Annotated in this window: 14 protein-coding genes and 1 riboswitch; of the genes, 8 read left to right on the top strand and 6 right to left on the bottom strand. The window is 66.4% G+C overall.

What is annotated here, in order from left to right; all coding sequences use genetic code 11:
* Positions 1–6: 6 nt before the first annotated feature.
* Complete coding sequence (locus N5J73_RS17495) at positions 7–1323, bottom strand: NCS2 family permease (protein WP_005408048.1); 1317 nt, start codon at positions 1321–1323, stop codon at positions 7–9.
* A 163-nt stretch (positions 1324–1486) separates the two neighbouring features.
* Positions 1487–3151, bottom strand: a complete 1665-nt coding sequence (gene ettA / locus N5J73_RS17490; protein ID WP_005412220.1) for an energy-dependent translational throttle protein EttA — start codon at positions 3149–3151, stop codon at positions 1487–1489.
* Between the two features lie 253 nt (positions 3152–3404).
* Here ettA and N5J73_RS17485 point away from each other — a divergent pair, with 253 nt between their 5' ends.
* The 6 genes from N5J73_RS17485 to ribD all read left to right on the top strand — a co-directional run bounded on the left by N5J73_RS17485 (position 3405) and on the right by ribD (position 8220).
* On the top strand, positions 3405–3878 hold the full coding sequence (locus N5J73_RS17485) for an RcnB family protein (RefSeq protein ID WP_088480877.1): 474 nt from the start codon (positions 3405–3407) through the stop codon (positions 3876–3878).
* A 184-nt stretch (positions 3879–4062) separates the two neighbouring features.
* Positions 4063–5316: a serine hydroxymethyltransferase gene (gene glyA / locus N5J73_RS17480; RefSeq protein ID WP_010481990.1), complete on the top strand. Its 1254-nt coding sequence runs from the start codon at positions 4063–4065 to the stop codon at positions 5314–5316.
* Positions 5317–5383: 67 nt separating this feature from the next.
* Positions 5384–5803: a hypothetical protein gene (locus N5J73_RS17475; RefSeq protein ID WP_049444997.1), complete on the top strand. Its 420-nt coding sequence runs from the start codon at positions 5384–5386 to the stop codon at positions 5801–5803.
* 27 nt (positions 5804–5830) lie between these two features.
* Entirely contained in the window at positions 5831–6280 is a 450-nt protein-coding gene (locus N5J73_RS17470; RefSeq protein ID WP_049444999.1) for a hypothetical protein, read from the top strand.
* Between the two features lie 148 nt (positions 6281–6428).
* A complete protein-coding gene (gene nrdR / locus N5J73_RS17465; protein WP_004143350.1) occupies positions 6429–6950 on the top strand; it encodes a transcriptional regulator NrdR in 522 nt (173 codons plus the stop codon).
* A 184-nt stretch (positions 6951–7134) separates the two neighbouring features.
* Positions 7135–8220, top strand: coding sequence for a bifunctional diaminohydroxyphosphoribosylaminopyrimidine deaminase/5-amino-6-(5-phosphoribosylamino)uracil reductase RibD (gene ribD / locus N5J73_RS17460; protein WP_049445001.1), 1086 nt, complete (start codon positions 7135–7137; stop codon positions 8218–8220).
* Positions 8221–8253: 33 nt separating this feature from the next.
* On the opposite strand, the gene N5J73_RS17455 is transcribed toward ribD, so the two are convergent.
* The 4 genes from N5J73_RS17455 to N5J73_RS17440 all read right to left on the bottom strand — a co-directional run bounded on the left by N5J73_RS17455 (position 8254) and on the right by N5J73_RS17440 (position 10956).
* Complete coding sequence (locus tag N5J73_RS17455) at positions 8254–8484, bottom strand: hypothetical protein (protein WP_226053596.1); 231 nt, start codon at positions 8482–8484, stop codon at positions 8254–8256.
* A 173-nt stretch (positions 8485–8657) separates the two neighbouring features.
* Positions 8658–9293: a hypothetical protein gene (locus tag N5J73_RS17450; protein WP_049445005.1), complete on the bottom strand. Its 636-nt coding sequence runs from the start codon at positions 9291–9293 to the stop codon at positions 8658–8660.
* 1 nt (position 9294) lies between these two features.
* On the bottom strand, positions 9295–10179 hold the full coding sequence (locus N5J73_RS17445) for a hypothetical protein (protein ID WP_088480870.1): 885 nt from the start codon (positions 10177–10179) through the stop codon (positions 9295–9297).
* 153 nt (positions 10180–10332) lie between these two features.
* The gene (locus tag N5J73_RS17440) at positions 10333–10956 is read right to left on the bottom strand and encodes a hypothetical protein (protein WP_049445008.1); all 624 of its coding nucleotides are present in this window, start codon (positions 10954–10956) and stop codon (positions 10333–10335) included.
* Between the two features lie 192 nt (positions 10957–11148).
* A riboswitch (FMN riboswitch) is annotated at positions 11149–11294 on the top strand.
* Positions 11295–11371: 77 nt separating this feature from the next.
* Here N5J73_RS17440 and N5J73_RS17435 point away from each other — a divergent pair.
* Positions 11372–11998, top strand: coding sequence for a riboflavin synthase (locus tag N5J73_RS17435; protein WP_049445010.1), 627 nt, complete (start codon positions 11372–11374; stop codon positions 11996–11998).
* The coding region (ribB, locus tag N5J73_RS17430; protein ID WP_279941231.1) for a 3,4-dihydroxy-2-butanone-4-phosphate synthase at positions 11995–13089 on the top strand (1095 nt) is incomplete at its 3' end. The genes N5J73_RS17435 and ribB, both read left to right, overlap by 4 nt.

Here is a 13089-nt window from a genome sequence, read left to right as displayed (position 1 = left end):
CAGGCATCATTCCAACGCATAGCGCAGGGTGAACAGCACCGCCACCAGCCACACCGCCGGATGCACTTCGCGCCAACGCCCGGTACCGGCCTTCAGCGCGGCATAGGCAATGAAACCGAACGCCAGGCCGTTGGCAATCGAGTAGGTGAACGGCATCGCCAGCGCACACAGCGCGGCCGGCACCGATTCGGTCAGGTCGCTCCAGTCCACTTCCACCAGTTCGCGCAGCATCAGGCCGGCCACGAACAGCAGCGCGGGTGCGGTGGCATAGCTGGGCACCATCGCCGCCAGCGGCGAGAACAGCAACGCGGCCAGGAACAGTGCCGACACCACCAGTGCGGTCAGGCCGGTCCGCCCACCCACCTGCACGCCCGAGGCGCTTTCAGCGAAGGCGGTGGTGCTGCTGGTGCCGAGCATCGAGCCGGCCACAATGGCGGTACTGTCGGCCAGCAGCGCGCGGCCGAAACGCTTCTGCGCACCTGGCAGCTTCAGCAGGCCGGCACGACCGACCACGCCGTACAGCGTGCCGGTGGCATCGAAGACTTCCACCAGCACGAACACCAGCACCACCTGCAGCAGTACTGCGATGGGTGCGCCGCCGTCATGGTGCAGCAGGCCCGGCAGGTCCAGCTGCAGGAAGGTGGGTGCCAGGCTCGGCGGCAGCGAGACCAGGCCCTGGTACTGCACATCGCCCAATGCCCAGCCAGCGCCGGTCACCGCCAGGATGCCGATCAGGATCGCACCGCGGATGCGGCGCGCTTCCAGCACCGCGATCAGCAGGAAGCCAGCCAGCGCCAGCAGCGGCGGCGCCGTGTTCAACGGACCCAGCGCCACCAGCGTGTCTTCATTGCCGACGATCACGCCCGACTTCTGCAGCGCGATGATCGCCAGGAACAGGCCGATGCCAGCCACGATGGCCGAGCGTAGCGACGACGGAATGCCCGACACCAGCCACGCGCGTACACCGGTCAGCGACAGCACCAGGAACACCAGGCCGGAGATGAACACCGCACCCAATGCCTGCTGCCACGGCAGTCCGGCGGCACCGACCACGGTGAAGGCGAAGAATGCGTTCAGGCCCATGCCCGGTGCCATGCCGACCGGGAAGTTGGCGGCCAGTGCCATCACCGCCGAACCCAGCGCTGCGGCCAGACAGGTGGCCACGAACACTGCACCCGCATCCATGCCGGTGGTGCCGAGGATCTCGGGGTTCACGAAGACGATGTAGGACATCGTCAGGAAGGTGGTGACACCGGCCAGCAGCTCGGTGCGCACGGTGGTGCCGTGCTGCTGCAGCTGGAACAGGCGCTCGAACAGGGACATGAGGCTTCTCGCGACAATAAGGTGTCACGACCAACGGTCGTGACCTACCCGAATGCAGAACGTGGGTATCGACCGTTGGTCGGTACACTTCAAAGCGTCACCACCAACGGTGGTGACCTACCGAAATGAGAAAGGCCGCGCGAGCGCGGCCTTTCCGGTTGCCTTACTTCAGCGCCTTGAAGCGCAGGCGCTTCGGCGCCGCGTCGTCGCCCATGCGGCGGCGCTTGTCTTCTTCGTACTCGCGGTAGTTGCCCTGGAAGAACTCCACGTGCGAGTCGCCTTCGAACGCCAGGATGTGGGTCGCGATGCGATCCAGGAACCAGCGGTCATGCGAAATGACGAAGGTGTTGCCCGGGAACTCCAGCAGCGCATCTTCCAGCGCACGCAGGGTTTCGATGTCCAGGTCGTTGGACGGTTCGTCGAGCAGCAGCACGTTGCCACCCTGCAGCAGGGTCTTGGCCATGTGCAGGCGGCCACGCTCACCACCGGACAGCGAACCGACCATCTTCTGCTGGTCCTGGCCCTTGAAGTTGAAGCGGCCGATGTAGGCGCGCGACTGGATCTCGATGCCGTTGATGTTGAGGATGTCCAGGCCGCCAGCGATTTCCTGGAAGACGTTGTGGTTGCCTTCCAGCGCGTCGCGGCTCTGGTCCACGTAGGACAGCTTCACGGTCGGGCCGACCACGATCTCGCCGGTATCCGGCTTTTCCTGCCCGGTGATCATCTTGAACAGGGTCGACTTACCGGCACCGTTCGGGCCGATGATGCCGACGATGGCGCCAGCCGGCACCAGGAAGCTCAGGTTGTCGAACAGCAGGCGGTCGCCGAACTTCTTCGACACGTTCTTGAACTCCATCACCGCATTGCCCAGGCGCTCGCCCGGCGGGATGAAGATTTCATTGGTCTCGTTGCGCTTCTGGTAATCGACCGACTGCAGCTCTTCCAGACGGGCCAGACGGGCCTTGCCCTTGGTACGGCCACCCTTGGCGTTCTGGCGCGACCATTCCAGTTCCTTCTGGATCGCCTTCTGGCGGGCCTTTTCCTGGTTGTCTTCCTGCTTCAGGCGCTCATCCTTCTGGGTCAGCCAGTCGGTGTAGTTGCCCTTCCACGGAATGCCGCGGCCGCGGTCCAGTTCCAGGATCCACTCGGCGGCGTTGTCCAGGAAGTAGCGATCGTGGGTGACCGCCACCACGGTGCCGGTATAGCGCGCCAGGAACTGTTCCAGCCATTCCACCGACTCGGCGTCGAGGTGGTTGGTCGGTTCGTCGAGCAGCAGCATGTCCGGCTTCTGCAGCAGCAGGCGGCACAGCGCCACGCGGCGCTTTTCACCACCGGACAGCTTGCCGACCACGGCATCCCACGGCGGCAGGCGCAGCGCATCGGCGGCCACGTCCAGCTGGTTTTCCAGGGTGTGCGCGTCGCCAGCGGCCAGGATCGCCTCCAGGCGCTCCTGTTCCTTGGCCAGCGCGTCGAAGTCGGCGCCTTCTTCGGCGTAGGCCAGGTACACCGCGTCCAGCGCGGCCTGTGCCTGCAGCACTTCGCCCACGCCTTCCTCGACCGCTTCACGCACGGTCTTGGTCGGGTCCAGTTCCGGTTCCTGCGCCAGGTAGCCGACCTTGATGCCCGGCTGCGGGCGGGCTTCGCCCTCGAAATCGGTGTCCACGCCGGCCATGATCTTCAGCACGGTGGACTTGCCGGCGCCGTTGAGGCCCAGCAGGCCGATCTTCGCGCCCGGGAAGAAGGACAGCGAGATGTCCTTGATGATCTGCCGCTTGGGCGGAACCACCTTGGACACGCGGTTCATGGTGTAGATGTATTGCGAGGACATGCGGTCTCCGTAGGCGCGGCCCTGCGCCCGGTCCGTCACGGGAAGATCCCGTTGCGGCAGCGGGCACAGACTGAAATGGAATACCGCCAATTATAGCCGGAACCGGTTCCGGGCCGCGCCCGGGAAGCGCCGCCGGGCTGGCCGTGGCCTGAATACTGGGTCACAGTCCTGCAACGGGAAGCGTTTCCAGCCGGAAACGGTTCAGATCGGTTGCGCAATATGAGCTCACCACCCACCCGAGCAGAGGTCTGACATGCGCATCAATCGAGTAATGGCCGGCGCCGTGGCCTCTGTGCTGGCGCTGGGCGCCGTGGCCCCGGCCTTCGCCGACAACGACCATCGCCGCGACCACGACCGCCGTGAGTGGCGGGAGGATCGCCGTGAGTGGCGCCAGGACCGCCGCGACTGGGAGCGCGACCGCCGCGAGGCCCGTCGTGACTGGGAACGCGACCGCCGCGACTGGCACCGCGACCATGACCGCTACTACCGCCCGGCACCGCCGCGCGTGGTCTATCGACCGGCCTACGGCCCGGGCTATGGCTGGAAGGTCGGACACCGCTACCGCGACTACTACCGCGGCCCGATCTACGTGGTGAACGACTACCCGCGCTACAACCTGCGCCGCCCGCCGTACGGGCACCAGTGGATCCGCGATGACCGCGGCAACATGCTGCTGGTCGCCATCGCCACCGGCGTGATCGCCCAGTACGTGCTCAACAACCGCTGAGGCGACAGCCACATCCACGCATGGCGAGGCACCACCGGTACGCCGGGGCAGCGCAGTCGAAACCATACGGGGCCGGATTCCTTCGGGGATGCCGGCCCCGGCTGTTTCGGCCCCAGCGGGCCGGTGCGGGGCTACAATCGGGGGCTGAGCCGTACCCCCTTTTCCCTGCCTGCTGGAGTACCCGATGTTCCCGCGTGACGTCCGCATCGAATCCTACGATCCCGAACTGGCCAAGGCCATCGCCGCTGAAACCCAGCGCCAGGAAGACCACGTCGAGCTGATCGCCAGCGAGAACTACACCAGCCCGGCGGTGATGGAAGCCCAGGGCAGCCAGCTGACCAACAAGTACGCCGAAGGCTACCCGGGCAAGCGCTACTACGGTGGCTGCGAATACGTGGACATCGCCGAGCAGCTGGCGATCGACCGCCTGAAGCAGCTGTTCGGCGCCGACTACGCCAACGTGCAGCCGCACAGCGGTTCGCAGGCCAACCAGGCCGTGTACTTCGCCCTGCTGCAGCCGGGTGACACCATCCTCGGCATGAGCCTGGCCCACGGCGGCCACCTCACCCACGGTGCCAAGGTCAACGCCTCGGGCAAGCTGTTCAACGCCGTGCAGTACGGTGTGAACGACCAGGGCCTGATCGATTACGACGAAGTCGAGCGCCTGGCCCTGGAACACAAGCCGAAGATGGTCGTGGCCGGCTTCTCGGCCTACTCGCAGGTGATCGACTGGGCGCGCTTCCGCGCCATCGCCGACAAGGTCGGTGCCTACCTGTTCGTGGACATGGCGCACGTTGCCGGTCTGGTGGCTGCGGGCGTCTACCCGAGCCCGCTGGAACACGCCCACGTGGTCACCTCCACCACCCACAAGACCCTGCGCGGCCCGCGTGGCGGCATCATCGTCGCCAAGGGCGCCGACGAAGACCTGGTCAAGAAGCTGCAGTCGATCGTGTTCCCGGGCATCCAGGGCGGCCCGCTGATGCACGTCATCGCCGGCAAGGCCGTGGCCTTCAAGGAAGCGCTGGAACCGGGCTTCAAGGCCTACCAGCAGCAGGTGGTGAAGAACGCCCAGGCGATGGCCAACACGCTCATCGCGCGCGGTTACAAGATCGTTTCCGGCGGCACCCAGAACCACCTGATGCTGGTGGACATGATCGGCAAGGACGTATCCGGCAAGGATGCGGAAGCCGCGCTCGGCAAGGCCCACATCACCGTCAACAAGAACTCGGTGCCGAACGACCCGCGTTCGCCGTTCGTCACCTCGGGCCTGCGCCTGGGCACCCCGGCGGTGACCACCCGTGGTTACGTCGAACAGGACTGCGTGGACCTGGCCAACTGGATCGCCGACGTGCTCGACGCGCCGAACGACGACGCTGTCATCGCCCGCGTGCGCGACGCCGTCAGTGCGCAGTGCCGCAAGTACCCGGTCTACGGCTGATCAGGGAGTGGGGTCGGATCCCTTCCCGCAGGGAAGGGCTCTGACCCCGCCAGCAGGAATGCCGCGCATGGATGAGCGCCACCTCAAGTATCTGTACACCGCGCTGGCGGTGCTGTTTGGCCTGCCCAGCCTGGTGATGGGCGGCGCGGCGGCGACGATGCTGCTGCTGATGGGGCTGGGCCAGTTCGGTCATGGCACGCTGGCCTCGGTGACGGTGATGCCGCTGTGGGGCCTGGCCGGCATTGCCGGCTGCCTGGCCTGGTTGTGGCTCAGCGCGGGTTTTCTGCTGCAGGGGCGTGCCGGGCTGCACGTGCACCGCCTCTGGTGGTGGATGCTGCTGGCGGGCGGTCTCGCCGCCTTGCCCCCGCTGGGGCTGGCGCTGTGGTGGGGCGTCGCCGTGCATGCCGAAGGCATCGGCGTGTTGCTATTGGGCCCGTCGATGCTTGTGCCGGCTGCGATGCTGGTGTGGATCAAATGCCGCGCATGACGTGGCCCATGGAAGGAGATCGAACGCATGGATGAGCGTCTGCACAAACGCTGGATGGCGATCGCCGGCCTGCTGGTGGGCCTGCCCACCGTGGCGGCAGGCGGCACGGGTGCCGTGCTGGGGTTGATGGTCGTATGGGACGGCAAGTACCTGACGGGCGACGAGCACAGGCTGTTGCTGCTGTGGTCGTCGGCCGGAATCCTGGGCGCGTTGTCCTGGTTGTGGCTGAGCGGCCTGTTCCTGTGGCGCGGTGTCACCGGCCTGCGCCACTCCCCGGTTGTTGCCTGGGTAGGGCTGGGGGTGGGGGCGCTGGCCGCGTTGGGCGTCGTTGCCGCCACGCTGTACTTCACCTTCAAGCACGGGGAAGTCTCTACATTGGCCTTCCTCGGCTTTGGCCCGCCGCTGCTGGTGATGGCCGGGCACCTGGCGTGGTTGCGCTGGGCACGCGCGGCCTCGGCGGCGCCGGCACCTGGTTGAACGCGCAGCGCTGACCGCGCTGGAGGCTCTGTTCGGCCGAAATGCAGGCACTTCCGCGCAGACAGCATTTGCTGCGGGGCCCTTTCTCAGGTACCTTTGCGACGCTGCCATGACCGTGGCAATAGGTACTCCCTGAGCCAGGCGTTCCATGCACTGCCCCTTCTGCCAACATGCCGATACCCGGGTCATCGACTCGCGCGTCTCCGAAGACGGCGCGACGATCCGTCGTCGGCGTGAATGCGAAGCCTGCGGCGAACGCTTCAGCACCATGGAAACGGTGGAGTTGAAGCTGCCCGCCATCGTCAAGAGCGATGGCACCCGCGAGGCGTTCGACCAGCGCAAGGTGCGTGCAGGCTTCGACCGCGCGCTGCAGAAGCGTGCCGTGGCCGAAGACAAGATCGAAGCGGCGGTGCGTGCGGTGGTCCACCAGCTGCGCATCAGCGGCGAGCGCGAAGTGCCCTCGATCAAGGTCGGCGAGTTCGTGATGAACGAACTGCGCAAGCTCGACCATGTCGGCTATGTGCGCTTCGCTTCGGTCTATCGCAGCTTCGAGGACGTGGCCGATTTCCGCGAGGAGATCGAGAAGCTTGAACGCGACCTGCCTTCCAGTACCGAACAGCTGCAGCTGCTGGGCGACGTGATTGCCCTGACCAAGAAGAAGAAGGGCTGACCGCCTCTGCCTTGGTGGGTGCCAACCTTGGTTGGCACCGACGGCATGGATCTCCTTCGCTCTGGTGGGTGCCAACCTTGGTTGGCACTGATGGCATGGATCTCCTTTGCTCTGGTGGGTGCCAACCTTGGTTGGCACTGATGGCATGGATCTACACCACCACCGGCAGCGTTACCATGGCCGCATGACCACCCCGTTCTCCGTCCTCGACCACCTGCACATGGCCAACGCGCTGCGCCTGGCCGAGCGCGCTGCCTATACCACCCGCCCGAACCCGATGGTCGGCTGCGTGATCGCCCATGGCGAACGCGTGGTCGGGCAGGGCTGGCACCAGCGCGCCGGTGGACCGCACGCCGAAGTGTTCGCGCTGCGCGAGGCCGGCAGCGAGGCCCGCGGTGCCACTGCTTACGTCACCCTGGAACCCTGCGCGCACTACGGGCGTACGCCGCCCTGCGCGTTGGCGCTGATCGAGGCGGGCGTGTCGCGCGTGGTCGCGGCGATGCGCGATCCGTTCCCGAAAGTCGATGGCGGTGGCTTTGATCTGCTGCGCAATGCCGGCATCGAGGTCGCCGAAGGACTGATGGCGGCGCAGGCGCGTGAGATCAACAAGGGTTTCCTGTCACGCGTGGAGCGCAATCGACCGTGGCTGCGGGTGAAGCTGGCGGCGAGCCTCGATGGCCGCACCGCGATGGCCGATGGCAGCTCCAAGTGGATCACCGGGTCGGCCGCGCGCGAAGACGTGCAGCACTGGCGTGCGCGTGCCGGTGCGATTCTCACCGGCGCCTACACGGTGCTGGCCGACGACCCGATGCTGACCGTGCGCCTGGCCAATACCGAGGTGATGCCACCGCTGCGCGTGGTGCTCGATTCGCGGCTACGTTCGCTCGAATGCAGCCGTGTACGCGAGGGCGGGGCACCGACGCTGTACCTGCACGATGCAGCGGTGAGCGCACCGGACGCGGCCGACGCAGAATTTGCCAGCATTCCCAGCGCAGAGGGGCGGTTGGATCTGGGCGCGGTGCTGGCGCTGCTGGCCGAGCGCGGCATCAACGAAGTGCATACCGAAGCCGGCGCCACCTTGGCCGGTGCGCTGCTGCGCGGCGGCTGGGTGGACGAACTGCTGTTGTACCAGGCCCCCACGTTGCTGGGCGACAACGGACGCCCGTTGCTGGCCGGTCTCGGCATCGACGCCATGGACCAGCAGCGTCGCCTGCGTGTGATCGATCAGCGGCAAGTGGGCGAGGACATCAGGCTGCTGCTGCGCCCGTGAGGCAATGACCCGGCGAAGGCTGTTCCGCCGACATCAGGCGCCTTCTTCGTCGTCTTCGCCGACGGGGCATTGTCCTTTCCATTGCTGCTTCCACAGCACATGCAGGTCGCGGCAGTACGTGCCCAGTGCCTCGCCCGGCAGTTGCCTAGCCTTCAACCGCAGCTGGTGACGGGTGAAACCGTCGTCGTACTCATCCGCCTGCACCAGCACGGCACACTGATCGTGATACTTCAGGAGCGCGTGGCAGTCGTCGTCCTCGCTCATCCACGCATCCAGCTGCCTGTCGCTCAGCTGGCTTGACTCGAAGGCAATCGAAGGGTGCCCCGGTGGAACAGGGCAACAGCATTGACCACGCAGGCCACGCGGGGCCATGCAACGGTTCTGAAAATGCGGATGCAGTCGTCATCCGCGACCGTGAGCCGAGATGCGGCCCAGTGCTACCCGGAATCATCCGGCAGATGCTCGTTCCATTCGAAGAACGGCAGGAAGGCGTCGGCCACCAGCGCGATCAGCGGGCTCGGATCGCGCACGCGCCATGCGCGGTGGCCGCCAGTGCGCTGGAAGATCAGTGTGCCGCTGCGCACGCGATCGGGCGCGTTGTGCATCGCCGTCGTGTAGGCGGCCGCCAGAGGTGGGGACATCTGCGGTGGATGCGGCCCGTTGAAGGGCACGCGGTGCTGGCGATAGAGCGGAAGCAGGCCTGACAGATCCGGAAGCCGGCAGTGATACGCCACTTCTGCGACGTCGCCGTCATGGCCCTGCGGCCAGCGCACGCCATCGGCCTTGCACTGTGCAGAGGCCTGCCGCTCGCGCAGGGCCTGTGCAGCAGCCGGCGATCCAGCGAGCTCGGGGGCTTCATCCAGTTGGCTTGCAGCCGTCAACGCGGCAACGAAGGCTGGCGCGTCATCCATCTCCAGCTGCGCGGCCAGCGCCTTCTGCGCGAGGGCATCGCCATGCACGATCACCTGTGCATGCAGATCGAACAACTCTGCGGGCGATGCCGCTTCGGCAGCGGCCATTGCACTGCAAGGGGCCAGCAGTGCGGCCAGCCCCAGGTGTTTCAGCGAAACCACCTCAGCTGCACTCGTCGGTCCACATCATCTCGGCGATAGGGCGCAGTGCCTTGCACTCCTGCGTCATCTCATCGGTCGACTTCACCTGTGCTTTGGCCTTCAGTTCCTCGGCCATTGCGTCCACGCCGCTGATCTGGTCGGGTGCGATCTTCGCCACGCAGGCGCGGTGCTGCTGCAGCAGCAGGTCGCAGCCGGGTACGCCGGTCACTTTCGGCGCGTTGGCTGCCTGCGCGTCCTGCATCCAGTCCTCGAACGGTGCCAGCGCACCGGCCACGGTGCCCACCAGGTCATCGAAGTTGCCGCTGTACCAGTAACCGTTGTCCTTGGCCGGGTACAGGGTGAAGGTGCCGCTGACCGGCACGCGCGCGCCACTCTGCAGTGCCTGGGCATAGGCATCGGTGAACTGCTTGCGCGAGGCCGGGCTGGCATCGTCGGCCAGGCTGGCGGCGAACAGCGGGCGGACCTTGCCCAGGTCCGGCAGCTGGCAGCTGTAGGTGATGCGCGCCAGCTTCTGGTCTTCAACGTATTCGTTGTCTTCGATCACGCTCTTGGTCGCGCGGCACTTCGAATCACGCAGCGCCTTGGCATACAGCGCTTCAGTGGCCGCAGCGTCGACCTTGGCGCCGGTGCTGGCCAGTACGGTCTGCCAGGGTTCGGCCAATGCCTTGGCCAGCGCACCCGGGTTGGGGGTCACGGCATCCTGGCCCTCGAACGCCGGCTTCAGTGCGTCGTTGAGCGTGCGCGTGGCGGCTGCGTCGTCTTCCAGCAGCACGCGTGCATACAGGTCGAAGGCCTGCTCGGGCGTCAGTTGGGCCGGTGCAGCGCTGGCAATCAGCGGGGCGCACAGCAGCACGCTGGCCAGAAGGGTACGGGCGGGAGTCTTCATGACGGTGTTTTCCTGTTCCAGAGGCGCGCAAGCCTAGCGCATCTGCCCACACTTTCGATGGCGCGGTGCAGCCAGGTGACGGTGTGCAGTGGACAAAAAAAACGGGCCCCTTGCGGGGCCCGTTCGATCGCACGACGAGGAGCGATCGTTGGATCAGAAGCTGGCGCGGACGCCGGCCGAGTACTGGGTGACATCGCGGTAGCCGGAGATCTCGCCCACCAGACCCCAGGTCTTGGTGAAGTTGATCTGGCCACCCAGGGTGCCGACCCAGGTGCCCTTGAAGTTGTTGCCGCCGTCCATGTAGCCGGTCTTGACCCAGGCTTCGGTCATGCGCGACGGCTTGCCACGCAGGCCCACGGTGACGCGGCCCAGGTTGGTGTGGTCCTTGTTGCGCAGGCGGCCGTAGAAATCGGAGTTGACGGTGATTTCGGCCTGCTGGCGGACCCAGGCCGCGTCAGCGGTGAAGTCGACGCGGTCGGTCCACGGCATGTGGTAGCCGATGCCCAGCTCCGGCTGGTTCAGCTTCAGCTTGTAGGAGCCGTAGTCGTAGTTGTACGACTTGCTGGCGTAGGTCCAGCCACCGAACACATGGACCTGTTCGGACAGGGCGACCGAGCCACGCAGGTAGCCGCCGTCGACCTTCGGGTCATCCAGCAGGTCGTCGTTGGTCTTGACCTGCGTCCAGCCGCCTTCGACGTAGGTGTAGCTCAGGGCGTCGGCCGAAGCCGAGAACGGGGCGGCGGCCAGCAGGGCGGCCACGATCAGGATCTTGCGCATGGGAATTCCTGTGAATTTCAGTCCATTGGCGGGCCGGCCCTCCGGGCAGCCCGTGGCGACCTCATGTCGTCCGGTGAGCGATTTTAATGAAAGTTTTACAAAATGCGAGCGACGGCCGTCACAGGCTGCGAGGGGTTGCCGGCCCCGTTCAGCCCAGGCTGGTACACTACGCGGGCCGGTTCGCCGGTATACAAACGTCTTCAGGGCGGGGTGCAATTCCCCACCGGCGGTAGGTGCGCAAGCACGAGCCCGCGAGCGCCCCGGCCTTACCGTCGGGGGTCAGCAGATCCGGTCCAATGCCGGAGCCGACGGTATAGTCCGGATGAAAGAAGACGGTGCCACAGGGCCTTTGCGGCCCTGCGCCCGCCTGTTTGCCTTGCGGCGTTTTTCGCTCACTTTTCGCGGAGAACGTTACTTGTTTACTGGAATCATCGAAGGCGTCGGCCGTCTGGCCGCACGCGAATCCATCGGCGGCGATGTCCGCTTTACTTTCAATGTCGGGAATCTGCCGTTCGACAACGTGCAGATGGGCGAGAGCATCGCCATCAACGGCGTCTGCCTCACCGTCATCGCATTCGACGCCGGCAGCTTCCAGGCCGATGCGTCCACCGAGACCCTGGGCCTGACCACGCTCGGCCAGCTGGCCGAAGGTGCGGTCATCAACCTCGAACGTGCCATGCGCCCGACCGACCGCCTCGGCGGCCATCTGGTCAGCGGCCACGTCGACGGCCTCGGCCAGGTCCTGTCGATCCATGAAGATGCGCGTGCCCAGCGCTGGCGTTTCGCCGCGCCGGCCGCCCTGCGCCGTTACATCGCCAAGAAGGGCTCGATCTGCGTGGACGGCGTCAGCCTCACCGTCAACGAAGTGGACGACAAAGGCTTTGAAGTGGCGCTGATCCCGCACACCGTGGCCAATACCGCGTTCTCCGCCACCGGCGTGGGCAGCGCGATCAACCTGGAAATCGATCTGGTCGCTCGTTATGTCGAGCGGTTGATCGGAGTGCCGACCAACGGTCAGCACCCACAGGGAGATACCCCATGAACTTCGCCCCCATTCCCGACATCCTGGAAGACATCCGCCTCGGCCGCATGGTCGTCATCGTCGATGACGAAGACCGTGAGAACGAAGGCGACCTCATCATGGCCGCCGAGCTGGTCAAGGCCAGCGACATCAACTTCATGGTCACCCATGGCCGCGGCCTGGTGTGCCTGCCGCTCACCCGCACCCGCGCCGCCGACCTCGGCCTGGCGCCGATGGTGCAGGCCAATACCGCGCAGTTCCAGACCAACTTCACCGTCAGCATCGAAGCGGCCGAGGGCGTGACCACCGGTATCTCGGCACACGACCGCGCGCACACCATCCGCACTGCGGTGAAGCCCAATGCCAAGCCGTCGGACCTGCACCAGCCGGGCCACATCTTCCCGCTGATCGCCCAGCCCGGTGGCGTGCTGACCCGCGCCGGCCACACCGAAGCCGGCGTCGACCTGGCCATGCTGGCCGGGCTGGAACCGGCCGGCGTGCTGGTGGAGATCCTCAACCCGGACGGCAGCATGGCGCGCCGCCCGGAGTTGGAAGTGTTCGCCCGCGAGCACGGCCTGAAGATGGGCTCCATCGCCGACCTGATCGCCTACCGCCTGGCCACCGAAAAGACCGTCGAGCGCGTGGACGAACGCGAGATCGAGACCGAGTTCGGCCCGTTCAAGCTGGTCACCTACCGCGACCGCATCGCCCACGACCTGCATTTCGCCTTGGTCCGCGGCACCCCGGATGCGGACACGCCCACCCTGGTGCGCGTGCAGGTGGAAAACCCGCTGGCCGACCTGCTGCACTGGCGCCGTGATGACTTCGGCGTGGCTGCCACCGATGCCCTGCGCGCGATCGCCGCGGAAGGCAGCGGCGTGATGGTGGTGCTGTCGGCCCCGCGCGACGGCGAAGCGCTATTGGCTCGTCTGCGCCAGCAGCCGGCGCCGGTGGTGCCGGGCAAGGACAAGGATGTGGGCCAGTGGCGCCGCAATGGTGCCGGTGCGCAGATCCTGTCCGACCTGGGCCTGGGCAAGCTGCGCGTGCTGGGCACGCCGCGCCGCCAGATCGGCTTGGCCGGCTACGGCCTGGAAGTGGTGGAGACGGTCACC

Source organism: Stenotrophomonas sp. GD03654, assembly GCF_029845105.1.
In the GTDB taxonomy this organism is placed as follows: Bacteria; Pseudomonadota; Gammaproteobacteria; order Xanthomonadales; family Xanthomonadaceae; genus Stenotrophomonas; species Stenotrophomonas africana.
The sequence above is the reverse complement of the archived record's forward strand: the minus strand, read 5'-3'. Positions and strand labels throughout refer to the sequence as shown.

What these genes read in the sequence shown, in the direction of transcription:
- N5J73_RS17440 (WP_049445008.1), bottom strand. Translation starts at nt 10,956, where the DNA reads ATGCGCAAGATCCTGATCGTGGCCGCCCTGCTGGCCGCCGCCCCGTTC.
- N5J73_RS17445 (WP_088480870.1), bottom strand. Translation starts at nt 10,179, where the DNA reads ATGAAGACTCCCGCCCGTACCCTTCTGGCCAGCGTGCTGCTGTGCGCC.
- glyA (WP_010481990.1), top strand. Translation starts at nt 4,063, where the DNA reads ATGTTCCCGCGTGACGTCCGCATCGAATCCTACGATCCCGAACTGGCC.
- nrdR (WP_004143350.1), top strand. Translation starts at nt 6,429, where the DNA reads ATGCACTGCCCCTTCTGCCAACATGCCGATACCCGGGTCATCGACTCG.
- N5J73_RS17470 (WP_049444999.1), top strand. Translation starts at nt 5,831, where the DNA reads ATGGATGAGCGTCTGCACAAACGCTGGATGGCGATCGCCGGCCTGCTG.
- ettA (WP_005412220.1), bottom strand. Translation starts at nt 3,151, where the DNA reads ATGTCCTCGCAATACATCTACACCATGAACCGCGTGTCCAAGGTGGTT.
- ribD (WP_049445001.1), top strand. Translation starts at nt 7,135, where the DNA reads ATGACCACCCCGTTCTCCGTCCTCGACCACCTGCACATGGCCAACGCG.
- N5J73_RS17485 (WP_088480877.1), top strand. Translation starts at nt 3,405, where the DNA reads ATGCGCATCAATCGAGTAATGGCCGGCGCCGTGGCCTCTGTGCTGGCG.
- N5J73_RS17455 (WP_226053596.1), bottom strand. Translation starts at nt 8,484, where the DNA reads ATGAGCGAGGACGACGACTGCCACGCGCTCCTGAAGTATCACGATCAG.
- N5J73_RS17475 (WP_049444997.1), top strand. Translation starts at nt 5,384, where the DNA reads ATGGATGAGCGCCACCTCAAGTATCTGTACACCGCGCTGGCGGTGCTG.
- N5J73_RS17495 (WP_005408048.1), bottom strand. Translation starts at nt 1,323, where the DNA reads ATGTCCCTGTTCGAGCGCCTGTTCCAGCTGCAGCAGCACGGCACCACC.